At 73.8% G+C, this 24,651-nt stretch carries 22 protein-coding genes; 14 read left to right on the forward strand and 8 right to left on the reverse strand.

Annotated elements, in window-relative coordinates:
- Nucleotides 1-24: 24 nt before the first annotated feature.
- Nucleotides 25-1,326, reverse strand: a complete 1,302-nt coding sequence (locus tag IH25_RS0103535) for an MFS transporter (RefSeq protein ID WP_030602663.1) — start codon at nucleotides 1,324-1,326, stop codon at nucleotides 25-27.
- A gap of 85 nt (nucleotides 1,327-1,411) precedes the next feature.
- The gene (locus tag IH25_RS0103540) at nucleotides 1,412-2,029 is read right to left on the reverse strand and encodes a LysE/ArgO family amino acid transporter (protein ID WP_030602665.1); all 618 of its coding nucleotides are present in this window, start codon (nucleotides 2,027-2,029) and stop codon (nucleotides 1,412-1,414) included.
- Between the two features lie 66 nt (nucleotides 2,030-2,095).
- Between IH25_RS0103540 and IH25_RS0103545 the strand changes: the two genes are divergently transcribed.
- Both IH25_RS0103545 and IH25_RS0103550 read left to right on the forward strand, forming a co-directional pair.
- Nucleotides 2,096-2,983, forward strand: coding sequence for a LysR family transcriptional regulator ArgP (locus IH25_RS0103545; protein ID WP_030602668.1), 888 nt, complete (start codon nucleotides 2,096-2,098; stop codon nucleotides 2,981-2,983).
- Between the two features lie 239 nt (nucleotides 2,984-3,222).
- Nucleotides 3,223-3,477 carry a WhiB family transcriptional regulator gene (locus IH25_RS0103550; RefSeq protein WP_030602671.1) on the forward strand — a complete coding sequence of 85 codons (255 nt, stop codon included), beginning with the start codon at nucleotides 3,223-3,225 and terminating at the stop codon, nucleotides 3,475-3,477.
- A gap of 60 nt (nucleotides 3,478-3,537) precedes the next feature.
- On the opposite strand, the gene IH25_RS0103555 is transcribed toward IH25_RS0103550, so the two are convergent.
- On the reverse strand, nucleotides 3,538-3,987 hold the full coding sequence (locus tag IH25_RS0103555; protein ID WP_030602674.1) for a DUF6098 family protein: 450 nt from the start codon (nucleotides 3,985-3,987) through the stop codon (nucleotides 3,538-3,540).
- A gap of 179 nt (nucleotides 3,988-4,166) precedes the next feature.
- Nucleotides 4,167-5,600, reverse strand: a complete 1,434-nt coding sequence (locus IH25_RS0103560; protein WP_030602677.1) for a M1 family metallopeptidase — start codon at nucleotides 5,598-5,600, stop codon at nucleotides 4,167-4,169.
- A 165-nt stretch (nucleotides 5,601-5,765) separates the two neighbouring features.
- On the opposite strand from IH25_RS0103560, the gene IH25_RS0103565 reads away from it, so the two are divergent.
- Nucleotides 5,766-6,116: a DUF488 domain-containing protein gene (locus tag IH25_RS0103565; protein WP_030602681.1), complete on the forward strand. Its 351-nt coding sequence runs from the start codon at nucleotides 5,766-5,768 to the stop codon at nucleotides 6,114-6,116.
- An 18-nt stretch (nucleotides 6,117-6,134) separates the two neighbouring features.
- Here IH25_RS0103565 and IH25_RS0103570 read toward each other — a convergent pair whose 3' ends face one another.
- Nucleotides 6,135-7,808: an FAD-binding dehydrogenase gene (locus IH25_RS0103570; protein WP_030602683.1), complete on the reverse strand. Its 1,674-nt coding sequence runs from the start codon at nucleotides 7,806-7,808 to the stop codon at nucleotides 6,135-6,137.
- A gap of 114 nt (nucleotides 7,809-7,922) precedes the next feature.
- Nucleotides 7,923-8,552 carry a TetR/AcrR family transcriptional regulator gene (locus tag IH25_RS0103575; RefSeq protein WP_030602686.1) on the reverse strand — a complete coding sequence of 210 codons (630 nt, stop codon included), beginning with the start codon at nucleotides 8,550-8,552 and terminating at the stop codon, nucleotides 7,923-7,925.
- 118 nt (nucleotides 8,553-8,670) lie between these two features.
- Here IH25_RS0103575 and IH25_RS0103580 point away from each other — a divergent pair, with 118 nt between their 5' ends.
- From IH25_RS0103580 to IH25_RS0103590, 3 genes are all read left to right on the forward strand, one after another.
- Nucleotides 8,671-9,300 (forward strand): alpha-ketoglutarate-dependent dioxygenase AlkB, encoded by a 630-nt coding sequence (locus tag IH25_RS0103580; RefSeq protein ID WP_030602690.1) that lies wholly within the window; start codon nucleotides 8,671-8,673, stop codon nucleotides 9,298-9,300.
- 85 nt (nucleotides 9,301-9,385) lie between these two features.
- Entirely contained in the window at nucleotides 9,386-10,138 is a 753-nt protein-coding gene (locus IH25_RS0103585; protein WP_030602693.1) for an MBL fold metallo-hydrolase, read from the forward strand.
- A 48-nt stretch (nucleotides 10,139-10,186) separates the two neighbouring features.
- Entirely contained in the window at nucleotides 10,187-11,422 is a 1,236-nt protein-coding gene (locus tag IH25_RS0103590; protein WP_030602696.1) for a DUF4032 domain-containing protein, read from the forward strand.
- A gap of 16 nt (nucleotides 11,423-11,438) precedes the next feature.
- On the opposite strand, the gene IH25_RS0103595 is transcribed toward IH25_RS0103590, so the two are convergent.
- The gene (locus IH25_RS0103595; RefSeq protein WP_030602698.1) at nucleotides 11,439-12,305 is read right to left on the reverse strand and encodes a universal stress protein; all 867 of its coding nucleotides are present in this window, start codon (nucleotides 12,303-12,305) and stop codon (nucleotides 11,439-11,441) included.
- A 157-nt stretch (nucleotides 12,306-12,462) separates the two neighbouring features.
- Between IH25_RS0103595 and IH25_RS0103605 the strand changes: the two genes are divergently transcribed.
- From IH25_RS0103605 to IH25_RS0103615, 3 genes are read left to right on the forward strand one after another with little or no spacing between them, the layout of a single operon-like run.
- Nucleotides 12,463-14,139, forward strand: a complete 1,677-nt coding sequence (locus tag IH25_RS0103605; RefSeq protein WP_030602702.1) for an FAD-dependent oxidoreductase — start codon at nucleotides 12,463-12,465, stop codon at nucleotides 14,137-14,139.
- The gene (locus IH25_RS0103610) at nucleotides 14,136-15,587 is read left to right on the forward strand and encodes an ATP-binding protein (protein ID WP_030602705.1); all 1,452 of its coding nucleotides are present in this window, start codon (nucleotides 14,136-14,138) and stop codon (nucleotides 15,585-15,587) included. The genes IH25_RS0103605 and IH25_RS0103610 overlap by 4 nt, the downstream gene beginning before the upstream one ends.
- Nucleotides 15,584-15,970 (forward strand): UBP-type zinc finger domain-containing protein, encoded by a 387-nt coding sequence (locus IH25_RS0103615; RefSeq protein ID WP_051753765.1) that lies wholly within the window; start codon nucleotides 15,584-15,586, stop codon nucleotides 15,968-15,970. Before IH25_RS0103610 ends, IH25_RS0103615 begins: the two co-directional genes overlap by 4 nt.
- Nucleotides 15,971-16,042: 72 nt before the next feature.
- Here the strand turns inward: IH25_RS0103615 and IH25_RS0103620 are convergent, their stop codons facing one another.
- Nucleotides 16,043-17,803 (reverse strand): M4 family metallopeptidase, encoded by a 1,761-nt coding sequence (locus IH25_RS0103620; RefSeq protein WP_078844117.1) that lies wholly within the window; start codon nucleotides 17,801-17,803, stop codon nucleotides 16,043-16,045.
- Nucleotides 17,804-18,137: 334 nt separating this feature from the next.
- Between IH25_RS0103620 and IH25_RS0103625 the strand changes: the two genes are divergently transcribed.
- The 5 genes from IH25_RS0103625 (at nucleotide 18,138) to IH25_RS0103650 (ending at nucleotide 24,625) form a co-directional block, all read left to right on the forward strand.
- A complete protein-coding gene (locus IH25_RS0103625) occupies nucleotides 18,138-19,418 on the forward strand; it encodes a serine hydrolase domain-containing protein (protein WP_030602713.1) in 1,281 nt (426 codons plus the stop codon).
- A gap of 71 nt (nucleotides 19,419-19,489) precedes the next feature.
- The gene (locus IH25_RS0103630) at nucleotides 19,490-20,167 is read left to right on the forward strand and encodes an AIM24 family protein (RefSeq protein WP_030602715.1); all 678 of its coding nucleotides are present in this window, start codon (nucleotides 19,490-19,492) and stop codon (nucleotides 20,165-20,167) included.
- A 144-nt stretch (nucleotides 20,168-20,311) separates the two neighbouring features.
- Nucleotides 20,312-21,271, forward strand: coding sequence for a threonine/serine dehydratase (locus IH25_RS0103635; protein ID WP_030602716.1), 960 nt, complete (start codon nucleotides 20,312-20,314; stop codon nucleotides 21,269-21,271).
- 68 nt (nucleotides 21,272-21,339) lie between these two features.
- Nucleotides 21,340-23,604 carry a serine/threonine protein kinase gene (locus IH25_RS43170; RefSeq protein WP_409350149.1) on the forward strand — a complete coding sequence of 755 codons (2,265 nt, stop codon included), beginning with the start codon at nucleotides 21,340-21,342 and terminating at the stop codon, nucleotides 23,602-23,604.
- Between the two features lie 49 nt (nucleotides 23,605-23,653).
- Entirely contained in the window at nucleotides 23,654-24,625 is a 972-nt protein-coding gene (locus IH25_RS0103650; RefSeq protein WP_030602720.1) for an LLM class F420-dependent oxidoreductase, read from the forward strand.
- The last annotated feature ends 26 nt before the right edge of the window (nucleotides 24,626-24,651 follow it).

A 24,651-nucleotide genomic window follows, 5' to 3' on the forward strand; every position in this document is an offset into this window, starting at 1 on the left:
TCGGACCGGCCCTGGGCCCCGCCGTCAGACGCGGTAGCGGCGCAGGGCCGGGACGGCGCCGGCCAGGGCCAGCATCACCACCACGACCAGGGCGCCCCCGCCCGCGACGGCGGCCCGCGGGCCGAAGGCGGCTCCGGCGGTGCCGTGCAGGACGTCGGCCAGCCGCGGCCCGCCCGCGACGACCACCGTGAACACCCCCTGCATCCGGCCGCGCATCTCGTCGGTCGCGGCCGACAGCAGGATGGCGCCGCGGAACACCATCGACACCATGTCGGCGACGCCAGCCGCGGCGAGGAAGACCACCGCGACCCACAGGTTGCCGCTCAGTCCGAACCCGGCGATGGCCACGCCCCAGCCGACGACCGCACCGGTGACCATCCAGCCGTGCCGGCGGGCCCGCGAGAACACGCCGGAGAACAGGCCGCCGAGCACCGCGCCCACCGGGATGCCGGCGAACAGCACGCCGAGCGCCAGGCCCTCGCCGTAGGAGCCGTAGCTCTCCGCGGCCAGCTGCGGGAACAGGGCGCGGGGCATGCCGAACACCATGGCGACGATGTCGGCGAGGAAGGACAGCAGCAGCACCTTGTGCCGGGAGATGTACCGGAACCCCTCGGCGATCTCGCGCTGCCCGGCCCGGCGGGTGCCGCTCCCGCCGAGCGGCGGCAGGGCGGGCAGCCGGAAGACGGCCCACACGGTCACGCACAGCGCGAGGGCGTCGATCAGATACAGCTCCGGCAGCCCGACGACCGGGATCAGCGCGCCGGCCAGCAGCGGGCCGGCCACCAACGCGGTCTGCATCACCGTCGAGCCGAGCGCGTTCGCGGCCGGCAGTTGCTCGGCCGGGACCAGCCGGGCTATGGAGGCGCTGCGGGCGGGCGCGTTGAGACCGAAGAACGCCTGTTGCAGCGCGAGCAGCACCATGAGCACGGGGACCGAGTCCAGGCCGGTGACGGCCTGCGCCCAGAACAGCAGCGAGGTGACCGCGATACCGCTGTTGGTCACCAGCAGCAGCTTGCGCCGGTCGACGGCGTCGGCGACCGCCCCGCCCCACAGCGCGAAGGCGACCATGGGCACCAGTCCGGCCAGGCTCGCGTAGCCGACCCAGGCCGAGGAGTGGGTGATGTCGTAGATCTGCTTGGGTACGGCGACGGCGGTCAGCTGGCTGCCGACGGCGGTGACGATGGTCGACGACCACAGCCGCCGGTAGGCGGGGATTCGCAAGGGGCGGGTGTCCATCGCCCACCGGCGCCAGCCGCGCCGGGGCGGTTCCGCGCCTGCCGGAGCGCCGGTCGTGGTCTCGGTGCTGCTGCTCTCACTGGTGTCCACGGGTGTCCTGGTTGCTCGTTACATCTTTTCGCTTCGAGAGGCTAACTATCTCAGCGGCAACCGGTGGACACCGAACGGGTTCCGGTCAGGCCCCGGCGACCAGGCTCGCCCCCAGCACCAGCATGGTGGCGGCGACCAGGCCGTCCAGCACCCGCCAGGCGCCGGGCCGGGCCAGGTACCGGCCGAGCAGCCGGGCGCCGAAGCCGAGGGCGGTGAACCAGCACACGCTGGCGAGCGCGGCGCCGAGCCCGAACGTCCAGCGCAGCGGGCCCCGGTCGGCGGCCAGCGAACCGAGCAGGAACACGGTGTCCAGGTAGACGTGCGGGTTCAGCCAGGTCATCGCGAGGCAGGTGAGCACGGCCCGGCGCCGGGAGCCGGCCGCCTCGCCCTCCGTGCTGAGCCCGGTGCTGCCCGGCCTCAGTACCCGGCGGGCGGCCAGGACGCCGTAGCCCAGCAGGAAGAGGCCGCCGACGACGCCGACCGCGCGAAGCGCGCCCGGCCAGGCCACCACCACCGCGCCGACCCCGCCGACGCCGAGCGCGATCAGCACCGCGTCGGACAGCGCGCAGATGCCGACCACGGTGAGGACGGCGTGCCGGCGCACCCCCTGCCGCAGGACGAAGGCGTTCTGGGCGCCGATGGCGACGATCAGGGACAGGCCGGTGCCGAATCCGGCGGCAGCGGCGGTCAGGGCGTGGTTCATGCCGACGACGCTAGAGAAAGCACGACCTCAAGTACAGCTAATGATTTTTACGTACCCTTAGCACGTGTGATGACAGAGCTTCCCCTGGAACAGGTGCGGACCCTGCTGGCCGTGGTGGACGAGGGCACCTTCGACGCTGCCGCCGCCGCGCTGCACGTGACACCGTCGGCGGTCAGCCAGCGGATCAAGGCCCTGGAACAGCGCACCGGCCGGGTGCTGCTCCAGCGCACCAAACCGGTGCGGCCCACGGAGTCCGGCGCGGTGCTGGTGCGGTTCGCCCGGCAGCTGGCCCGGCTGGAGCGGGACGCCTGGGGCGAGCTGGGGCTGGAGGGCACCGGGGAGCCCACCCGGGTGTCGGTCGCGGTGAACGCGGACTCGCTGGCGACCTGGTTCCTGCCGGCCCTGACCCGGGTGGCCGGCCTCTGCTTCGAACTGCACCGGGAGGACGAGGACCACACGGCGGCGCTGCTGCGCGAGGGGCTGGTGATGGCGGCGGTGACCTCCTCGCCCGACCCGGTCCCCGGCTGCACGGTCCGCTCGCTGGGCCGGATGCGGTATCTGCCGGTGGCCGCGCCGCGGTTCGCCGCGGACCAACTGGCGGGCCGGCCGCCGGCACAGGCGCTGGCCCGGGCGCCCGTGGTGGTCTTCGACCGCAAGGACGACTTCCAGGACGGCTTCGCCCGCCGGCTCGGCCACGCCTCGGCCGGCCCGCTGCGGCACCAGGTGCCCACCTCGGAGGGGTTCCTCGACGCGGTCGCCGCGGGGCTGGGCTGGGGCATGGTCCCGGAGGCCCAGGCCGGACCGCTGCTGGAGCGCGGCCGGCTGACCGTGCTCGTCCCGGGCGAGCACATGGACGTCTCCCTCTACTGGCAGCAGTGGAAGCTCGACTCCCCCGCGCTGGCGGCCCTGGCCGACGCGGTGGCGGCCACGGCGGCGGAGGCGCTGCGCCGCTGAGCGGCGCCGGGATCGTCCGAACTGTCCGGCGGGGGTGGCCGGTCGCGTCCGCCGCACCTCAACCGGCCCCGCGCTCCCGCCCGTTGGCCGTCCGCGCGGCCGGCGTGCGGGCCGCCGGGGAGCAACCGTCCCCGGATCGCCCGTCGGTTGGGCCGTTTCACGTCCTCCCGACCGGTCACCCGGACGCGAGAACGCTTACGACAGGCACGGACGACTTCCACCGATCCAGGAGACTTCCGATGGACAACTGGCGCGACCATGCCGCGTGCCGCCACGAGGATCCCGATCTGTTCTTCCCGATCGGGACCACCGGCCCGGCGCAGGTCCAGACCGAGCGGGCGAAGGCGGTGTGCGGGAGCTGCCCGGTCCGCGGGCAGTGCCTGGACTGGGCGCTGGACACGGGCCAGAGCATCGGCGTCTGGGGCGGCACCACGGAGCTGGAGCGCCGGGCGCTGCAACGGCGCCGGGCCCGCTCCCGGCCCCGCTCCGGCTGACCGCGGGGCCGGTGGTTCCCGGGGCGGCGGTCTTCTCGCCGTGGGCCCCCGCCGCGCGGCTCAGCCGCCCTTGCGGCGCAGGGTCCCCCACTCCCGCTCCTGGCGGGACACCTCGTCCCGGGCCGCCTCGATCACGTTCTCGGCGATCCAGCACAGCGGCTCGACGTCGGCCACGAGCGGCTCGTTGTCGGGGCCCCGCCCGGTCTCCCGGCCGCTGAGCACCCAGGGCCGCACGCCGGGTCCCTTCTCGTGCGGCAGGTGCGCGTAGTCGTAGAGCCGGCGGGCGACCCACAGCTCGACCGAGCGGCCGTTCCACCACTCCTCCACGTCGAGCGGGTTGGCGGACAGCCCGGGCAGGGGCACGCCGGTCAGCTCGTCGGTGCTGGACACCTTGTGGAGATCGGTGCCGGGCCCTTTGGACCACCGCACGTACAGGCCCCGGTGGCGTCGCACCAGACCGGCCGCGTCGGCGAGCGTGGTCACGACCGGCAGGTCGTCCGGTGCGCTCATGGCTTGACCTCCCTGTGCTGCGCGTACGCGACGCGACCGGAGTACCCCCGCCGAGCTCCGGAAATCGGACGTCGGCGCTCCGCTCCGCTCCGGTTTCCGGGGCCCGCCGCCCGGCTCCCGGCTCCTGGCTGCCGGGGCCCGGCTCCCGTGGTGCCGGGGTGCCGGTGCCCGTCCGGCTCTCAGGCGCGGTGCGGCTTGCCCGGCGCGTACAGCCAGGTGTGGAACAGCCCCGCGAGCCGCTGGCCCGAGGTCCGCTCGGCCAGCGCGACGAACTGCGCGGTGGTGCCGTGTCCGCCGCGGTGCCCGTCCGCCCAGGCCCGCAGGACCCGGAAGAAGTCGCGGTCGCCGACGGCCCGCCGCAGCGCGTGCAGGACCATGGCACCGCGCGCGTAGACGGGCGTGCCGAAGAGGCGCTCACCGCCGCCCGGGTCGCCGGGCGGGTAGGCCCACAGGGCGTCGCCGGCGGGGCGGGCGTAGAGGGCGTCGAAGGTCCGCTGGGCGCTCGGGCCGCCGTGCTGCTCGGCGTAGAGCCACTCGGCGTAGGTGGCGAAGCCCTCGTTGAGCCAGATGTCCCGCCAGGCGGTGAGGGAGACGGAGTCGCCGAACCACTGGTGGGCGCTCTCGTGGACGAGGGTGCCGAGGCCGGGCGCGGAGTCGTAGACCGGGCGGGTCTGGGTCTCCAGGGCGTAGCCGACGTCCGGGGCGTGGTCGACGAGGGAGCCGGCCGCCCGGAACGGGTACGGCCCGAACAGCTTGCTCTCCCACTCCAGCACGGACGGCAGCTTCTTCAGCACGGGCGCGGCGGCGCGCGCCTCGCGGGGGTCCACGGCGTTGAACACCTGGATGCCGTCGCGGGTGGTGTACCGCTCGGTACGGAACCTGCCGATGGTGGCGGTGGCCAGGTAGGCGGCCATCGGCTCGCTCTGGCGCCAGCGGAAGGTGGTCCGGCCGTGGGCGGTGCGCCGGCCGAGGAGGACGCCGTTGGCGACGGCGGTGTGGCCCTGCGGCACGGTGAGCGTGAAGTCGTACGACGCCTTGTCCTCGGGGTGGCCGTTCGCCGGGAACCAGGTCATGGCGCCCTGGGGTTCTCCGGCGACGAACGCGCCGTCGTCGGTGGGGATCCAGCCGTCGGGCGAGCCGTCGGGGTCGGTGACCGGCTTCGGGGTGCCGTGGTAGGTGACGGCGACCCGGAAGTCGCGGCCCTTCGCCCGCGCGGTGGGCGGGGTGACGACGAGTTCCCGTCCGTCGCGGGCGAAGCGGGCCGCCCGGCCGTCGACCGTGACCCGGGTGACGGTCAGCCCGGACAGGTCGAGGTCGAAGCGGGACAGGCGCTGGGTGGCGCGGGCGGTGAGGACCGCGGTGCCGTCCAGACGCCGGGCGGCCGGGTCGTAACGGAGCGTCAGGTCGTAGTGGCGCACGTCGTAGCCGCCGTTGCCGCTCAGCGGGAAGTAGGGGTCGCCCGCGCCCGGTGCGCCGGGGCTGCCGGGTGCCGTGGGTCCGGCGCCGGCCGGGGCCGCGGCACCGGTGGTGGCGAGGAGCGCGGCCAGGGCGACGGGGACGGTGGCGAGGACGGCGGTACGGCGGCGGACGGGCTGTCTGCGCGGTGGCGTCACATGCGCTCCTCGGGGGCGGTGATCGACTGGCCGTTCAGCGTAGGCGGGCCGCCGTCGGGGAGTCCCCCTCCTTCCGGTCAAGTCGTGTCGCGTCGCCGCCCGGTGGGCGGTGCGGTGCGCAGTACGCTCGCGGCACCGTCCCCGTCCCGGAAGGAGCCCGGTGCCATGAGCGTGCGCCTGCGCCGGATCTACGAACCGCCCGAGCCCGACGACGGTCTGCGCGTGCTGGTGGACCGGCTGTGGCCGCGCGGCCTCGCCAAGGACGAGGCGCACGTGGACGAGTGGCCCAAGGGGCTGACGCCGTCGGCGGAGCTGCGCAAGTGGTACCACGCGGGCGAGGGGTCGTACGAGGAGTTCCGCCGCCGCTACGAGGCGGAGCTGGACACGCCGGAGGCCGCCGGTCTGCTCGACGGCCTGCGCACCTCGGTCCGCAAGGGGCCCGTGACTCTCCTGACGGCCTCGAAGCGGCCGGAGGAGAGCCACGCGCGGGTCCTGCTGGAGCTGCTCCAGGGCTGAGGAGCCAGGGCCGTTGGTTCAGCCCGTGTGCCGGGCCGCGTGCCGGCCCGCCGCCCGGCCGGAGAAGAGGCAGCCGCCGAGGAAGGTGCCCTCCAGGGCGTTGTAGCCGTGCACCCCGCCGCCGCCGAACCCGGCGACCTCGCCCGCCGCGTACAGCCCCTCGACCGGGGTGCCGTCGGTGCCGAGGGCCCGGGAGTCCAGGTCGGTCTGGATGCCGCCGAGGGTCTTGCGGGTCAGCACGTGCAGCCGGACACCGATGAGGGGGCCCGCGGCCGGATCGAGGAGGCGGTGCGGGGCGGCGACCCGGCCGAGCCGGTCGCCGATGTAGCGGCGGGCGTTGCGGATGCCCTGGACCTGGGCGTCCTTGCTGTAGGGGTTGGCGATCTGCGCGTCCCGGGCCTCGATCTGGCGGCGCACCTCGGCGGCGTCCAGCAGCCGCTCGCCGGTCAGGCCGTTCATCTTCTCCACCAGCCGTTCCAGGCTGTCCGCGGTGACGAAGTCCTCGCCCTGGTCCAGGAAGGCGCGCACGGGGGCCGGGGCGCCCTTGCCGAGCAGCCGGTCGCGCAGCACGGCCTTGCGGTCCTTGGCGGTGATGTCGGGGTTCTGCTCGGAGCCGGAGAGCGCGAACTCCTTCTCGATGATCTTCCGGGTGAGGATGAACCAGGAGTGGTCGTAGCCGGCGATGTCCTCGGTGGTGCGCAGGTACTTCAGGGTGCTGAGCGTGTCGTAGCCGGGCAGGCAGGGGTCGGGCAGCCGGCGGCCGAGGGCGTCGAGCCAGATGGACGACGGTCCGGGCAGGATGCGGATGCCGTGGCCGGGCCAGATCGGGTCCCAGTTGTGCAGGCCCTCGGTGTAGTGCCACATGCGGTCGCGGTTGACGAGCCGTACACCGGCCTCGGCGCTGATGTCGAGCATGCGGCCGTCGACGTAGGCCGGGACGCCGGTGACCATGCGGGCGGGGGGTGTGCCGAGCCGCTCGGGCCAGTACCGGCGGACGATGTCGTGGTCCGCGCCGATGCCGCCGGTGGTCAGGACGACGGCCTGGGCGGTCAGTTCGAAGTCGCCGGCGCGGTCGCGGCCGGAGGCGACGCCGCGCGGGGAGTCGTCGGGGGTGAGGACCGTGCCGCGCACCCCGCGTGCCGTGCCGCCCTCGACGACCAGTTCGTCCACGCGGTGGCGGTGGTGGAAGGTCAGCAGTCCGTCCCGGGCGGCCTGCCGGGCGGAGCGGACGAAGGGTTCGACCACGCCGGTGCCGGTGCCCCAGGCGATGTGGAAGCGGGGCACGGAGTTGCCGTGCCCGTCGGCCCGCAGGTCGCCGCGCTCGGCCCAGCCGACGGTGGGCAGCAGCTCGATGCCGTGCCCGGCGAGCCAGGACCGCTTCTCCCCGGCCGCCCACTCCACGTACGCGCGGGCCCAGCGCACCGCCCAGGAGTCCTCGTCGGCGAGCCGGTCGAAGCGCGCGCTGCCCTGCCAGTCGGTCCAGGCGAGGCCGAAGGAGTCCTTGATGCCGAGGCGGCGCTGCTCGGGCGAGTCGACGAGGAAGAGCCCGCCGAAGGACCAGAACGCCTGGCCGCCGAGGTTGGCGGCGTTCTCCTGGTCGACCAGGGCCACCCGGCGGCCCCGGCTGGTGAGTTCGTGCGCGGCGACGAGCCCGGCGAGGCCCGCTCCGACGACGATGACGTCCGCGTCCATGGTGTGTGTCCTTTCCTCGGGGGTGCTCGTCGGGGGCCTCGGGGCGCTTGCCGACGGGCCTCGGGGGCTCTCCAGTGGACCTCGGGGGTGCTCGACGGCGGGCTCGCTTCGGGGCTACACCGGGACGCGGCCGCCGTCCGTCAGCAGCGCGGTGAGCAGCCGTGCCAGCCAGGCCCGGGCCGCCTCGACGTCCCGGTCCAGCAGCAGCTGCGTGCCGACGCCGTCGTAGGCGGCGATCACGGCGCGCGCGGCGGTGTCCGCGTCGCCGAGGACGGCGGGCAGCGCGGTGTGTCCGCGGGCCCGGGCGAGCCGGTCGGCGACGGCCGTGCGGAGGCGGGCCCGGTGGTCGAGCAGGGCGCGGGCGACGGCCGGGTCCCGCGCGGCGTGCACCAGGAAGTCCGTCTTGACCAGCAGCCAGTCGACGTCGAGCAGCAGCACCTCGGTGACCCGGTCCACGGAGGCGGGCACGTCCAGGTCCGGCCCGTCCTGGGCGAGCGCGTCGGCGACCTGGCCGGCGATGAGGTCCGCGCGCTCCCGGTAGAGGGCGAAGAACAGCTCGTCCAGGGTGGCGAAATTGGAGTAGAAGGCGCCCCGGCTGAATCCGGCCGCCTCGCAGACCTCCTCGATGGTGACCCGCCCGAACCCCTTGGCCGCGAACACGGCGAACGCCGCGTCGAGCAGCCGGGCCCGGGTGTGCGCCCGGCGCCGGGTGACGCGCGCGGGTGGGCGTTCCGCCGGTTCCATCCGACCGTCCTCTCGTTCGATACGCGAATGTATCGAATACATCCATGTATCGAAAGGGTTCGAACACCATCGATGATCGAATAGAACAAAGCTTCGATTAAAGGGGTAGGCTGGCCCCATGGCCACGCACCTCCAGGGCTCCCTGTTCGACCAGACCGACGAGCTGCGGCTCGGCCCGCTGGACGGGCTGCGCCGGACCGAGCTGGGCGCGGGGGCCTGGATCGACGTCCTGCCGGGCTGGCTGAGCGGCGCCGACGCGCTGTTCGAACGGCTCGCGGCCGAGGTGCCGTGGCGGGCGGAGCGCCGGAAGATGTACGACAACGTGGTCGCCGTACCCCGGCTGCTGGCCCACTACGGCGAGCGGGACCCGTTCCCCCACCCGGTGCTGGACGAGGCCCGCGCCGCGCTCTCCCGCCACTACGCCGAGGAGCTGGGCGAGCCGTTCACGACCGCGGGGCTGTGCTTCTACCGGGACGGCCGGGACAGCGTGGCCTGGCACGGGGACCGCATCGGACGGGGCGCCCGCGAGGACACCATGGTCGCGATCCTGTCCGTCGGCGCGCCCCGGGACCTGCTGCTGCGCCCGGCGGGCGGCGGCGGGGCGACGGTGCGCCGGCCGCTCGGGCACGGCGACCTGATCGTGATGGGCGGCTCCTGCCAGCGCACCTGGGAGCACTGCGTCCCCAAGACCGGCCGGGCCGCCGGACCGCGCATCAGCGTGCAGTTCCGGCCGCACGGCGTACGGTGACCGGCCGGCCCCTGCCTTGCGCGGGGAGGTGACCGGTCTGATTGGCTGTCCTTCCACCAACGATCACATGGGGCTCGGGGAGAACATGCGCGCAGAGGTACGCCAAGTCGCCGACGGCACCTACCTGGTGCACGGCAACAACGTCAACTGGGTGATCCTCAAGGAGGGCGACGCCGTCACCCTCGTGGACACCGGCTATCCGGGGGACCGCCCGGCGCTGCTGGAATCGCTGGCGGAGGTGGGCGCCTCCCCGGAGGCGGTGGCCGCCGTACTGATCACCCACGCGCACAACGACCACCTGGGCTCGGCCGAGTACCTGCGCGCGGCCCACGGCACGCCGGTGTACCTGCACCCGGCCGAAGTGCCGCACGCGCGGCGGGACTTCCTCCAGCAGGCCACCATCGGCGACGTCATACGCAACGCCTGGCGGCCCGGGGTCGTGCCCTGGGCGGTGCACGTGATCAAGGCCGGCGGCACCGAGCAGCACCCGGTCACCGCGCCCGAGCCGTTCCCCGCGGCCGACGGAGCCCCGCTGGACCTGCCCGGCCGCCCCGTGCCCGTGCACACGCCCGGCCACACCGACGGCCACTGCGTCTACCACCTGCCCCGGGCGGGCATCGTCATCTCCGGGGACGCGCTGGTCAGCGGGCACGCCACCTCGCGGATCAAGGGCCCGCAGATCCTGCCCGACTTCTTCCACCACGAACGCGCCCGGGTCGTCGCCTCCTTGGACGTGATCGGCGCGCTCGACGGTGACGTCCTGCTGCCGGGCCACGGGCCGGTGCACCGGGGCCCGGTGCGCGCGGCGGCCGAGCGGGCCCGGGAGCGGGCCTCCTGAAATCCGCGGGAGCGTGGAACACCCGTACGGGGCCTTAAGGTTCGTGTCATGTCCTTGCAGATCAGCGCCACGAACCCGGAGCACCCCGCGCTCCTGCTCGCCCTGCCCTGGGACACCCCGCTGGAGGAGTGGCCCGAGGAGTACCTCGTACCGCTCCCGCGCGGCATCTCCCGGCACGTGGTGCGCTACGCGCACGCCGGTGACGAGGTGGTCGCCGTCAAGGAGCTGGCCGAGCGGCCCGCGCTGCGCGAGTACGAGCTGCTGCGCGACCTGGACCGGCTCGGCATCCCGGCCGTGGACCCGCTCGCCGTCGTCACCGGCCGCATCGACCGCTCGGGCGCCCCGTTGGAGCCGGTGCTGATCACCCGGCACCTGCGCGGCTCGATGCCGTATCGGTCGATGTTCGAGACGACCATGCGCCCGGCGACCATGCACCGGCTGATGGACGCCCTCGCCGTGCTGCTGGTCCGCCTCCACCTGGCCGGGTTCGCCTGGGGCGACTGTTCGCTGTCCAACACCCTGTTCCGGCGCGACGCGGGCGCCTACGCGGCCTATCTGGTCGATGCCGAGACCGGCGAGCTCCACCCGCGGCTCAGCCCCGGGCAGCGGGACTACGACCTGGACCTCGCCCGCGTGAACATCAGCGGCGAGCTGCTGGACCTGGAGGCGTCCGGCGCGCTGCACCCGTCGGTGGACCCGGTGGAGTTCGGCCACGAGATCTGCACCCGCTACCAGGGGCTGTGGCGTGAGCTGACCCGCACCTCGGTGTACCCGGCGGGCAAGTACCACTACATCGAGCGCCGGATCCGCCGGCTGAACGACCTCGGTTTCGACGTCGCCGAGATGCAGATCGAGCACTCCTCCAACGGCGACACGGTCACCTTCGTGCCGAAGGTCGTGGACGCCGGCCACCACCAGCGGCAGCTGCTGCGGCTGACCGGCCTGGACACCGAGGAGAACCAGGCGCGGCGGCTGCTGAGCGACCTGGAGAGCTGGATGGCCACCCAGGACGACTACGCCCCGGACGACCCCCTCGCGGCCCGCCCCGAGGTACTGGCCCACCGCTGGGTCCGCGACGTGTTCCGGCCCACCGTGCGCGCCGTGCCGCCGGAGCTGCGCGGCACGATGGACCCCGCGGAGATCTACCACCAGCTGCTCGAACACCGCTGGTACCTGTCCGAGCGCGCCCAGCACGACATCGGGCTGGACACCGCCGTGCAGGACTACATCGAGAACGTGCTCCCGAGGGCCCGCGCCACGCTGGAGCCGGCCGAGCCCGAGTAGGCCGGTCGTGTGCGGGTCAGTCGTGCGGGACCACGGCCACCGGGCAGCCGGCGTGGTGCAGCACCCCCTGCGCCACCGAGCCGATCCGGGCGCCGACGGCCGTACGGTGCGCCCGGCGGCCGACGACCATCAGCTGGGCCCGGTCCGCCGCCGACAGCAGCACCTGCCCGGCGCTGCCCATCTCGACGTGCTCGGTGACGGGCACCTGAGGGAACCGCTCCCGCCAGGGCCGTACGGCGTCGGCCAGCGCCTGCTTCTCGTACGGTTCGAGCCCGCCCGCCTCGTCCAGCAGCTGCAGCGAACCCGGGCTGTAGGCGAAGACCGGCGGCAGGGTCCAGGCCCGGACGGCCCGCACCCCGGCGCCCCGGGCCGCCGCCGTCTCGAACGCGAACCGCAGCGCCGCCGCGCTGTCCTCGGGGCCGCCCTGCTGGCCGACCACCACGTCCCGGCCGGCCGCCTCCGCCGCCGGTTCGTCCCCGGCCCGCACCAGCACCACGGGCCGGACCGCCTCCGCGATCACCTGCCGGCCCACCGAGCCGAGCAGGAACCCGACGACGCGCCCGTGCCCGCGCGAGCCCAGCACCAGCATGTCGGCCCCGGCCGCGGCCTCGGCCAGCGCGTCGGCGGCCCCGCCCTCCACCAGGTCGGTGGTCACCGCGAGCCCCGGGTGCCGCTCCACGACGGAGCGCACGGCATTCTCCACGCCCTGGGTGACCCACCCGTGCTGGGTGTCCCGGTCGGCCGCGGCCAGCGCCTCGGCGTACCGCCAGGCGTGCACCACGCGCAGCGGCAGGCCCCGGCGCACGGCCTCCCGGGCCGCCCAGTCCAGCGCGGCCAGACTCTCCTCCGTACCGTCCACCCCTGCCGTGATCGGGCGTGTCATCCGTGGGCCTCCTCGTCGTCCCGCGCGCACGAGCGTGTCGTCGTGTGCTCATGATCATGGTGCCCGCTCCCGGCCCCCGGTACCCCGCCACGGCGGAGCGGGCCCGGGCGATCGAACATACGATGGCCTGGTACCGGTGACATGGGTGGGGAGTCGTATGGCACAGGCCGCCGAGACCGCGCGGACCGTCATCCTGACCGTGGACGACGACCCGGGGGTCTCCCGTGCCGTCGCCCGCGACCTCAGGCGGCGCTACGGCGGGTCGTACCGCGTCGTGCGCGCCGAGTCCGGCGAGTCCGCGCTCGCCGCGCTGCGCGAGCTGAAGCTGCGCGGGGACCTGGTGGCGGTGATCCTGGCCGACTACCGCATGCCCCGGATGAACGGCATCGAGTTCCTGGAACAGGCCCTGGACGTGTACCCGGGCGCGCGCCGGGTGCTGCTGACCGCGTACGCGGACACGCACGCGGCGATCGACGCCATCAACGTCGTCGACCTCGACCACTACCTCCTCAAGCCCTGGGACCCGCCCGAGGAGAAGCTCTACCCGGTCCTGGACGATCTCCTCCAGGCCTGGCGCTCCAGCGCGTACAAGCCGGTGCCCAGCACCAAGGTCGTCGGGCACCGCTGGTCGGCGCGGTCCTCGGCGGTGCGCGAGTTCCTGGCCCGCAACCAGGTGCCGTACCGCTGGTACTCGGTGGACGAGCCGGAGGGGCGGCGGCTGCTGGCCGCCGCGGGGCAGGACGGGCAGCGGCTGCCGCTGGTGGTGACCCCGGACGGCACGGCCCTGGTGGAGCCCGAGGCGCCCGAGCTGGCCGCGCGGGTGGGGCTCGCGACGACGCCGGCGGCCGACTTCTACGACCTGGTGGTGATCGGCGGCGGCCCGGCCGGGCTCGGCGCGGCCGTCTACGGCGCCTCCGAGGGCCTCAGGACGGTGCTGGTGGAGCGGTCGGCGACCGGCGGGCAGGCCGGGCAGAGCTCCCGGATCGAGAACTACCTCGGCTTCCCCGACGGCGTCTCCGGCGCCCAGCTCACCGACCGGGCGCGGCGGCAGGCGGCCAAGTTCGGCGCCGAGCTGCTGACCGCCCGCGAGGTGACGGGTCTGGAGGCCAATGGCGCCGCCCGGATCGTACGGTTCGCGGACGGTTCGGCGATCGCCGCGCACAGCGTGATCCTGGCGACCGGGGTGCAGTACCGGCAGCTTCCGGCCGCGGGCTGCGCGGACCTGACCGGGTGCGGGGTGTTCTACGGCTCCGCGCTGACCGAGGCCGCCGCCTGCGAGGGGCAGGACGTGTACATCGTCGGCGGCGCCAACTCGGCGGGCCAGGCGGCGATGTACCTGTCCCGGTTCGCCAAGTCGGTGACGCTGCTGGTGCGCGGCCCCGATCTGTCGGCGTCGATGTCGCACTACCTGATCCAGCAGATCGAGGACGCCCCGAACATCTCGGTGCGCTGCCGGACGGTGGTCGACGAGGCGCACGGCACCGGCCGACTGGAAGAGCTGACGCTGCGTCACACGGTGACCGGCGAGCGCGAACGGGTCGGCGCCGGGTGGATGTTCGTGTTCATCGGGGCGGCCCCGCTGACCGACTGGCTGGGCGAGACGGTGCTGCGCGACGAGCGCGGTTTCATCCTGGCCGGGCCCGACCTGACCGCCGACGGACGGCCGCCGGCCGGCTGGGAGCTGGACCGGCCGCCGTACCACCTGGAGACCAGCGTGCCCGGCGTGTTCGTCGCCGGGGACGCGCGCGCCGAGTCCGCCAAGCGGGTCGCGTCCGCCGTCGGAGAGGGAGCCATGGCCGTGATGCTCGTCCACCGGTACCTGGAGCAGTCGTGAGCGGGCGGGTCCTGCCGTGCAGCCCCCGGGAGATCGGCGCCCTGTTCCTCTTCGAGAAGCTGAGCCCCGAGCAGCTGGGCCGACTGTGCGCGGCGGGCCGGGTGGAGCTGTTCGAGCCCGGCCCGGTGTACACCGAGGGCGACCCCGCCACCTGCTTCTTCGTGATGATCGAGGGCACGGTGGTGCTGTCCCGGCGGGTCGGCGCCGAGGAGGTGGAGGTCGCCCGGACCTCGCAGCGCGGGGTGTACGCGGGCGCGATGCAGGCCTATCTCGGCGACCGGGTGCGGCAGGTCTACCGCAACTCGATGCGGGTCACCGAGCCGACGCGGTTCTTCGTGCTGCCGGCGGACACCTTCGCGGACGTGATGCGCGAGTGGTTCCCGATGGCCGTGCACCTGCTGGAGGGCCTGTTCTTCGGCTCGAAGAACCTCCAGGCGGTGATCGGGCAGCGGGAACGGCTGCTCGCGCTGGGCTCGTTGTCGGCCGGGCTCACGCACGAGCTGAACAACCCGGCGGCGGCAGCGGTCCGGGCGACGGCCACGCTGCGCGAGCGGGTCGCGAAGATGCGGCACAAGCTCGCCCTGATCGCCGAGGGCCCCTTCTCCCGGGAGACGCTGGCGAGCCTGGTGGAGTTCCAGGAGCGGACCGCGGAGCGGGTGGCGAAGGCGCCGGCGCTCAGCCCGCTGGAGGCGTCCGACCGCGAGGACGCGCTCACCGACTGGCTGGACGAGCACGGCATCGGCCACGGCTGGCAGCTGGCGCCCGCCTTCGTGCAGGCCGGACTCGACGTGGACTGGCTGGAGCAGATCGCCGCGGCGGTGGGCGAGGAGATCCTGCCGAACGCGGTGGGCTGGCTCAACTACACCGTCGAGACCGAGCTGTTGATGAACGAGATCGAGGACTCCACCGCCCGCATCTCGCACCTGGTCGACGCGGCCAAGCAGTACGCGCAGCTGGACCGGGCGCCGTACCGGGTGGTGGACGTGCACGAACTCCTCGACAGCACGCTGCTGATGCTGTCCGGGAAGCTGGGGCCGGACATCGAGGTCGTCAAGGACTACGACCGCGCGCTGCCGCCGGTGCCCGCCTACCCGGCGGAGCTGAACCAGGTGTGGACCAACCTCGTCGACAACGCCGTGTCCGCGATGAACGGCGCGGGCGGGCAGGGCACCCTGACCGTGCGGACGGCACGCGACCACGAGCGGCTGCTGGTGGAGTTCCGGGACACCGGGCCCGGGATCCCGCCGGAGATCAAGGGCCGGATCTTCGACCCCTTCTTCACCACCAAGCCGGTCGGCGAGGGCACCGGGCTGGGCCTGGACATCTCCTGGCGGATCGTCGTCGACAAGCACCACGGCACCCTGCGGGTGGAGTCGGTGCCCGGTGACACCCGCTTCCAGGTACTGCTGCCGCTGACCGCCGAACCGCCCGAGGAGGAGCCGGCATGAACGACGTAGGAGGAGCCGGAGGAGTCGGAGGAGCCGGGGGAATCGAGGGGATCGACCCCGCCGTGCCGCCGAGCGGGCCGGGCTGTGTGGAGTGCGAGGAGGCGGGCGGCTGGTGGTTCCATCTGCGCCGCTGCGCGCGGTGCGGGCACATCGGCTGCTGTGACGACTCCCCGTCCCGGCACGCCACCGCCCATTTCCGGGCGACCGGGCACCCGGTGATCCGCAGCTTCGAGCCGGGCGAGGGCTGGTTCTGGAACTACGCCACCGAGGAGTTGTACACCTCCGGGCCCGACCTCGCTCCCCCGGCGAGCCGTCCCGCCGGCCAGCCGGTGCCGGGTCCGGCGGGACGGGTGCCCGACGACTGGGCGCGGACCCTGCGCTGAGGCGGGGGCGGACAGGCGGATGCCCCGCGCGGGGCGGGGCATCCGGTGGTGCTGGGGTCGCGGCGCCGTCCGTCAGTGGGCGCGCGGGGTGTTGGCGGCGGTGACGTTCACCGCGGCCCACGACTTGTCGACCGTCTTGTACTCGGTGCTGTTCGCGCCGTACAGGTCCTTGGCCGCCTTCAGCGTCGCGGTGCGCGCCTGGTGGAAGTCGGTGCTGGAGACCATGTAGCGGGTGAGCGCCCGGTAGTAGATGGCGGTCGCCTTGGCCCGGCCGATGCCCTTGACCTGGAGGTTGCGGTAGGTCGGCGAGTTGTAGTCGACACCGCCGATCCTCTTCTTGCCGCTGCCCTCGGCGAGCAGGTAGTAGGCGTGCGAGGAGACACCGGAACCGGCGTGCACCTCCATGTCGTAGAGCTGCGGCGACCAGTAGTCGACGGTGCCCTCGAGCTTGTCCAGCGACGGGCGGTCCAGGCGGCGCAGGAACTTCTGGGCGAGGCCCAGCTTCTCGCCGACCAGGTAGTCCGGGGTGTCCTTCGCGTTCTTGGCGTAGAACTCGACGTTCGAGCCGAAGATGTCCGCGAGCGACTCGTTCAGCGAGCCGGGCTCGCCGTACTGGTTGCCGTCGGAGTCGACGAAGGTCGGCTGGAGGTTGGCGGTCGCCTCGACCACGCCGTGGGTCAGCTCGTGACCGGTGACGTCGAGGACGACGAGCGGCTTCTTGAACATCTGGCCGTCGCCGTCGCCGTACAGCATGCAGTTGCAGGTGGGGTCCCAGAAGGCGTTGGCGACCTTCTTGCCCCAGTGGACCATCGCCTGGGCGGCCTTGCTGTTGTTGCGGATGCCCTTGCGCTGGAACGTGGACTTGTAGAAGTCCAGCGTCTTGGTGACGCCGTACTGGGCGTCGGCGGCGACCGTGACCCGGCTGGTGGTCTTGCCGTTGCCCCACACGTTGGTCGTGTTGGTGAACTTGGCGCCGGAGCCGAACTTCTCGGTGTACGAGCCCTTGGCGTCCCGGGTCTCGGTGCCGTACCGGTTCGGGTCCTTGAGCTGGTAGTGACCGCGCGAGGTCTGCGTCGTGGTGAGGCCGACGGTGCCCACGAAGAGGGTCTTGCCGGTGCCCTTGGCGGCCGACGGGTAGCGCGTGGCGCCGGTGGCGCCGGAGCCGGCCAGGCCGGAGGCGGTCGCGGCGGAGGCGGTGCCGGTGGCCGGGTCGAGGGTCTCGCCGCGCTCGCGCAGGGCGTCGAGCAGCTTCGGCGACAGGAACTCGTCCCGGGTGGGCGTGTTGCTGCGCACCTTGCCGGTGACCGCGTCGACGACGACCGTGCGGGCGGTCTCCTGGTCGGTGACGGTGACCTGGTAGGCGAGCGCGGAGGCGCCGGCCCGGGCGTCCACCACGAGCTGGGCGCCGCTCGCGTCGCCCTTCGCCGCCCGGGCGGCCTTGGCGGCGGCCTGGGCGGCCGTCAGCCTGGCCTTGGCGGCGGCGGGCTTGACCGTGTGGTCGGCCGCGCGGGTCACACCCGTGTAGCCGAGCTTGCCGTCGAGGTGGACGACGAGGTCGCCACCGAGCACCGGCAGGCTGTTGTGGGTGCGGACGAAGCGGACGTGCCGCGCGCCCTCGGGGTCGATCATGACGTCCTGGGCGTGCAGTTCGTCGCCCTTGGAAACGCCGGTCGCCGAGGCGTGCGCGAAGGCGGCGGCGCGCGCGGCCTCCACCACCACCGCGGCGTTCGAGGCGGCCGGGGCGGCGGCGTGCCGCTCCCCCGTGCCGGGACCGGCGAAGGCCGTACCGGCCAGGCCCGTGGCAGCCGTCGCCACCGCGACGGCGACCGCCACGGTACGTATGTGCGGTCTACGCAATCTGATCAGGGTTCCTTCGTAGACAGGCGGTCGAGGTCGTCAACCGCCTTGAGACATGGCGCGGTTGGGCGCCACGGGAGCTGGTCTGGCCCCGGGGGTAACCCTTGCCGATCGGTCATGGGCACGTAAAGCCGGAATGATCCATTTCATGAACCTCTATGGCAATCCTTTACACATGGGAGCCACAGAGTGATCACAGCATGACCAATCGTGTGTCGACTGGGGAGATGAGGTTCTCATCCCCTAGGTTCCCAGGGCGAAGTGTGACCGATATCGCATCAGGAACCGACCGGACGGAAGTGGGTAGGGGATGGTCTCGGCAACTGTGGGACGGGCGGGGGTACTCGGCGCGGTCGCGCTGTCGCTGCTCGCGGTCCCGGCACGGGCGGCGACGGGGACGCCGGAGACCCCGGCGACGGCGGCACGGCAGGCGGCGACGGCACCGACGGCGGCACGCCAGGCGGCGGTGACGGCGGCGGCACGGCAGGCAGCGGCGGCGGCACGGCTGGCAGCGGCAACTCCGGCGGCGGCGCCGCGCGGTCCGGCCGCGGCGGCGCTGCCGGCGCCGAACACCGCGGGCCTGGCCGCCGTTCTGCGCTCGGTGGTGGCCCAGGGGGCGCCGGGGGCGCTGGCCCGGATCGACGACCACGGCCGGACCCACCGGGTCACCCGCGGTGTCGCCGACCGCGTCACCGGACGGGCCATCAGCACCGGTGACCGGTTCCGGATCGGCAGCGTCACCAAGACCTTCACGACGGTGGTGCTGCTCCAGCTCGTCGACGAACACCGGCTCGCACTGGACGCGCCGGTCAACCGCTATCTGCCGGGTCTGCTGCCGGACGACCGGATCACCGTCCGCCATCTGCTGAGCCACCGCAGCGGGCTGTACGACTACAGCGACGACATGTTCGCCGCGAGCGTCTCCGGTTTCGAGGCGGTCCGCAAGAAGGTCTTCACCTACCGGCAGTTGGTCGCCCTCTCCCTGAAGAAGCCCCGCACCAACGCGCCGGGGGCCGCCTACGCGTACTCCAACACCAACTTCGTCGTCGCCGGGCTGCTGGTCGAGAAGCTCACCGGGCAGCCGGTGCGCACCGCCTACCGGAACCGGATCGTCAAGCCGCTGAAGCTGACCGACACCTTCTACGTCCACCCGGACACCGCGATCCCGGGCCGGCACACTCGCGGATACCTCACCCCGGACCGCGCGGGCGCCCCGCTGGTCGACGCCACCGCCCAGACCGTCTCCTGGGCGCAGAGCGCCGGGGCGGTCATCTCCAGCGCCCGGGACCTGGACGTCTTCTACGGCGCGCTGTTGAGAGGCAGACTGCTGTCCCCCGCGCGGCTCGCCGACATGGAGCGGTTCACCAAGGTGAACAGCACGACGGCGTACGGCCTCGGGCTGCGGCGGCGCGATCTGTCCTGCGGGGTGTCGGTGTACGGGCACACGGGGGCGGTGCAGGGCTACTACACGTACGCCTTCGGCACCAAGGACGGCGGGCGGACCCTCACGGCCATGGCGAACACCTCGAACAACGCCAAGGTGCTCAACACCCTGGCCGGGGCGCTGGAGTCGGCGTTCTGCGGGAAATGACCGGCGGGCGACCCGGCCGACACGCTCGGTGACCTTGGCGGAATCAGACCGTCCGGGACACCATGCCCTGCATGAAGGGTGATCTCTTTTCCAGTCAGCACGTGGTGCAGCCGGCCGTGGCGCCGGGAATGTCCGTCGAGAACGCCAAGTGCATCAAGTACGCGGTGAACGGCGAAATGTACGCCCGGCAGGGCGCGATGGTCGCCTACCGCGGCGACTTGGTGTTCGAACGCAAGGGCCAGGGCGTCGGCGGCATGCTCAAGCGTGCGGTGACCGGTGAGGGGCTGCCCCTGATGGCGGTGCGCGGACAAGGCGAGGCCTGGTTCGCGCACGAGGCGCAGAACTGCTTCATCGTCGATGTCGAGCCCGGTGACCAGTTCACCGTCAACGGCCGCAACGTGCTGTGTTTCGACGCGTCGCTGTCGTACGAGATCAAGACGGTGAAGGGGTCGGGCATCACCGGCGGCGGCCTGTTCAACAGCGTGTTCACCGGGCAGGGCCGGCTCGGTCTGGTCTGCGACGGCAACCCGCTGGTCATCCCCGTGTCCGCGCAGGCGCCGGTGTACGTCGACACGGACGCGGTGGTGGGCTGGACCACGCACCTGCAGACCTCGCTGCACCGCTCGCAGTCCATCGGCTCGATGCTGCGCGGCGGTTCCGGCGAGGCCGTGCAACTGATGTTCCAGGGCGAGGGGTTCGTGGTGGTGCGGCCGAGCGAGCTGACGCCCCAGAAGAACCAGCAGCACTGAGCCCCGCGGCGCCGGGACGCGGACCCGGCCATGATCCGAAAGGGCGTTGACCGCCGGCCGCCCGGCGGGTCAAGGTGCGAACGGTACGGCTCCCGACCCGTGCCGGAAGGACGAAACGCCTTGAACGACATCCCGGACAGCGCCCTGATCGGCCTGGCGGACATCGAAGCCGCCGCCCGGCACATCACCGGCCACGTCGTACGCACGCCGACGGTGCCGAGCCCCGGGCTCACCGCCCTGCTCGGCGCCCCCGTCACCGCCAAGCTCGAACTGCTCCAGCGCACCGGCTCGTTCAAGGCGCGCGGGGCCACGGCGAAGCTGCTGTCGCTGAGCGCGGCCGAACGGGCGGCGGGCGTGGTCGCGGTGAGCGGCGGCAACCACGGGATCGCGCTCGCGGTGATGGCGGCGGCCCTCGATGTGAAGGCCACCGTCGTCATGCCGCGCACCGCTCCCGCCCGCTCCCTCGCGCTCGCCGAGGAGGCCGGGGCGTCGGTGCGCCTGACCGACGGCATGGACAGCGCCTTCGAACTGGTGACGCGGTTGCGGGACGAGGGGCTGACCCTGGTCCACCCGTTCGACGACCCGGCCGTGATCGCCGGACAGGGCACCGTGGGTCTGGAGCTGGCCGAGGACGCCGGGGAGCTGACCGACGTCGTCGTCAGCGTGGGCGGCGGCGGCCTGATCGCCGGGGTGGCGGCGGCCCTGCGCGCGCGACGGCCGGGGGTACGGGTGTGGGGCGTGGAGACCGAGGGCGCGGAGGCGATGTCCGGCGCGCTGGAGGCGGGCGGCCCGGTGCGGGTGCCGTTGTCCTCCCTCGTCACCACGTTGAGCGCGCCCTCGGTGTCTAAGCTGACGTACGACCATGTGTCCGCCCTCGTCGAGGAGGTCCTGGTGGTGCCGGACCGGGACGCGGTGCGCGGCTGTCTGGAGCTCGCCGATCACGCCAAGGTGTGGGCCGAGCCGGCGGCGGGCTGTCTGCTGCCCGCGGCCCGGCAGGTGGTGGAGCGGGTCGGTGACGGCGCCCGGATCGGGCTCGTGGTGTGCGGCGGCAACACCACTCCCTCGGAAGTCATGGGCTGGGCCCACCGGTTCGGGTTGCTGTGAGCGGCTGTTGAACGCAGCGCCCCGCGCCCCGCGTACCTCTGGGAAAGTCCGGGCGGGGTTTGCGAGGGATGACCATGGCCGAGGCGCGCGTCTTCGCACACGAGGTGGTCGCCGGGCGGTACCGGCTGCTGGAGGTCTTCTCCCGCGAGACCGACCGCCTGTGGTGGTACGCGGAGGACCTGGTGACGGGACGGCCCCGCCTGGTGGCGCGGACGGTACTGCCCGAGTCCGCCGGCGAGGACACGGGGCGACGCCTCACGACCCGGGTTCTGCACGCCTGTGAGACCATGCGGCTGCTGCGCCCGGACCGGGTCGCCGCGGTCGTGGACGCCGTGGTGGAAGGGGGCGCCCTGTGGACGGTCACCGAGTGGATCGACGGCACGCCCCTCGGTGAACTCCTCGCCCGGGACGGCGCGTTGGACCCGGCGCGGGCGGCCCGGCTGGGCCTGGACCTGCTGGACGTGCTCCAGGCCGCGCACGACGAGGGCCTCACGCACGGCGAACTGAGCCCCGGGCAGGTCTTCGTACGCGAGGACGGCCCGGCCGTCGTCACCGGGTTCGGAACGGCGGGCGCGACGCTGGCGCCACGGCTCGCGGCACCGTCGTACGCCGCCCCGGAACAGGCCCGTGACGAGCGCATCGGCCCCGCGGCCGACCTGTGGGCGCTGGGCGCGCTGCTGTACACGGCGGTCGAGGGCCGGCCGCCGTTCCGGGACCGCGGCCCGGCCGAGGCGACACTGCGGGCGGTGGACCGGCTGCCGCTGCGCACCCCGCTGCGCGCGGGACCGCTCACCCAGGCCGTGCGCGGGCTGCTCCGCAAGGACCCACGGGACCGGCCGCCCCGTCCGGCACTCCGCGAGGCCCTGACCCGGGCCCTGCACGAGCCCACCGCCACCACCGGCCGACCACCGTCCCGCTCCCGGCCACGCGACGACCACGACGACACCGGCCGACGCACGACCTCCCGACCCCGTCTCGCCACCCCGGACAGCGCCACGGGCCGACGCCCGGACCCCGCCGCCGGGCCACACGGCCTCCGGGACGACACCGGCCGACGGCCTACCACCACACCCCGACTTCCCGACCCGGAAGCTGACACCCGCCGGTGGCCGGACCCCACGGCCGCAACACACACCCATCGGAACGACACCGGTCCACAACCGGCCACCACACCCCGACTCCCCGCCCCGGACGGCGACACCGGCCGGTGGCCGGACCCCGCGATCCGGATACGCGAGGCCCACGCCGACATCAGCGCAACCCAGCCGCGCGATGCCCACGGCGGCACCGGCCGACGGTGGGCCCCGGTGGCCCGGGCGCGCGGTGTGTTCGCCAGGCTGCGGCACGCCGGGCCGCAGCGGGGCAGCCCGGTCACGCCGCGCGGCGAGCGGTCCCTGCGCCGCACCGGCCACGCTCTGCCGAGCGACGGGCACGCCCCGCGCCGGACCGGCCAGGTTCCGCCACGCGACGGCCGGGCCCTGCCGCGCAGCCTCCGCCGTTTGCCGCTTGGCCCCCGCCGGCCGCCACGCGCCCTTCCCGGTCTGCCCCGCAGCCTCCGCCGTCTGCCGCTGGGCCTCCGCGGTCTGCTGCGCGGCCTTCTCCGTCTGCCGCGCAATCTCACCCGTCTGCCGCGCGGGCGCAGGGTTCTGGTCGCCGGTGCCGCGCTGGCCGTGGTCGTCGTGACCGGTGTGGTGCTGGCCGGGACCGGCGCGCTGCCCGGTACGCGCCCAGTCGCCGCTCCGCCCCGGCCCGTCGTCCCGGCCAGCCCCACCGACGGGCGCACCGGCGGCACCCCGCCCGGTCCCACGCCGCCCGCCTCCCCCTCCCCCTCCCCCTCACTGCCGACCGCCCCCGCCTCCCCCACACTCCCGACCGGCTACCGCCCGTACCACGCCCCCGAGGGGTTCTCCTTGGCGCTGCCCGGCGGGTGGCGGCGGCTGGCCACCTCGCGGGTGGCCGGTCCGGCCTACCGCGTCACCTTCGGCCGGGGCGGCGGCGGGCCCACGCTCGCCGTCACCTACAGCGAGCGCGTCGGCCCCGACCCGGTCGCCGTCTGGCGGCGGGACGTCGAGCCCGGGCTGGCCAGGCTGCCGGGCTATCGCCGGATCGGCGCGGTACGGGCCACCACCTATCAGGGCCACCGGGCCGCCGACCTCCAGTGGCTGGCCGGGACCAGGAGCGCGCGTTCGCGTACCTTCGGGCGCGGCCTGCTGCTGGGCGGCCGGCGCGGCTTCTCACTGCGTTTCACCGCCCCGGCCGCGACCTGGGGCGACGCGGCGAACCAGGTGGCGCTGACGACATTCCTGCGGACGTTCCGGGTACCGCGGGAGTGACCCGCGCCATGGGCCGTTTTCCCGGCGCCGAGCCGGGGACTCGCTGGATATGGTGCAAATCGGATACACGATGATGACCGAGCAGGCAGGTCCCCGGGACCTGGTGGAGCACGTGGTGGGCGCCGAGGAGGTGGGGTTCGACTTCTCGGTGATCTCGGACCACTACTTCCCGTGGCTGCGCGCGCAGGGGCACTCCTCCTACGCGTGGAGCGTGCTGGGCGCCGCCGCCCAGGCCACCTCGCGGATCCCCCTGATGACCTACGTCACCTGTCCCATCCTGCGCTACCACCCGGCGATCGTGGCGCAGAAGGCGGCGACCGTGCAGTTGCTGTCGGAGGGCAGGTTCCGGCTCGGCCTCGGCGCCGGCGAGAACCTGAACGAGCATGTCGTGGGCGGCGGCTGGCCCCCCGTGGACGTACGCCACGAGATGCTGGAGGAGGCGGTGCGGATCATCCGCGCGCTGTTCGAGGGCGGCCATGTCACCCACCACGGGCAGCACTACGACGTGGAGTCGGCCCGGCTGTGGGACCTGCCGGAGCAGGCGCCGCCGATCGGGATCGCCGTCTCCGGCAACCAGTCCTGCGAACTCGCGGGGCAGCTGGCCGATCTGGTGATCGCGACCGAGCCGAAGGCGGGCCTGCTGGAGGCCTTCGACCGGCACGGCGGCAGCGGCAAGCCCCGGGTGGGGCAGCTGCCGGTGTGCTACGACCCCGACCGTGACACGGCGGTCAAGCGCGCCCACTCCCAGTTCCGCTGGTTCGGCCTGGGCTGGAAGGTGAACGCCGAACTGCCGCACCCCGACTCGTTCGAGGCGGCGACGCAGTTCGTCACCGAGGACGACGTGGCCTCCTCCATCCCGTGCGGTGACGACCCGGAGGCCTTCGTGGAGGCCGTACGGCCGTACGCGGAGGCCGGGTTCGGGGAGGTCGCGCTGGTGCAGATCGGCGGTGACGCGCAGCGGGAGTTCCTGGACTGGTCGGGGAAGACCCTGCTGCCCGCGCTGCGGAAGGCGTTCGGCTGACGGGCCGTCCAGTGGTGTGGCGCGGG

It is taken from the genome of Streptomyces achromogenes subsp. achromogenes, assembly GCF_000720835.1.
Taxonomy (GTDB): Bacteria; Actinomycetota; Actinomycetes; order Streptomycetales; family Streptomycetaceae; genus Streptomyces; species Streptomyces achromogenes.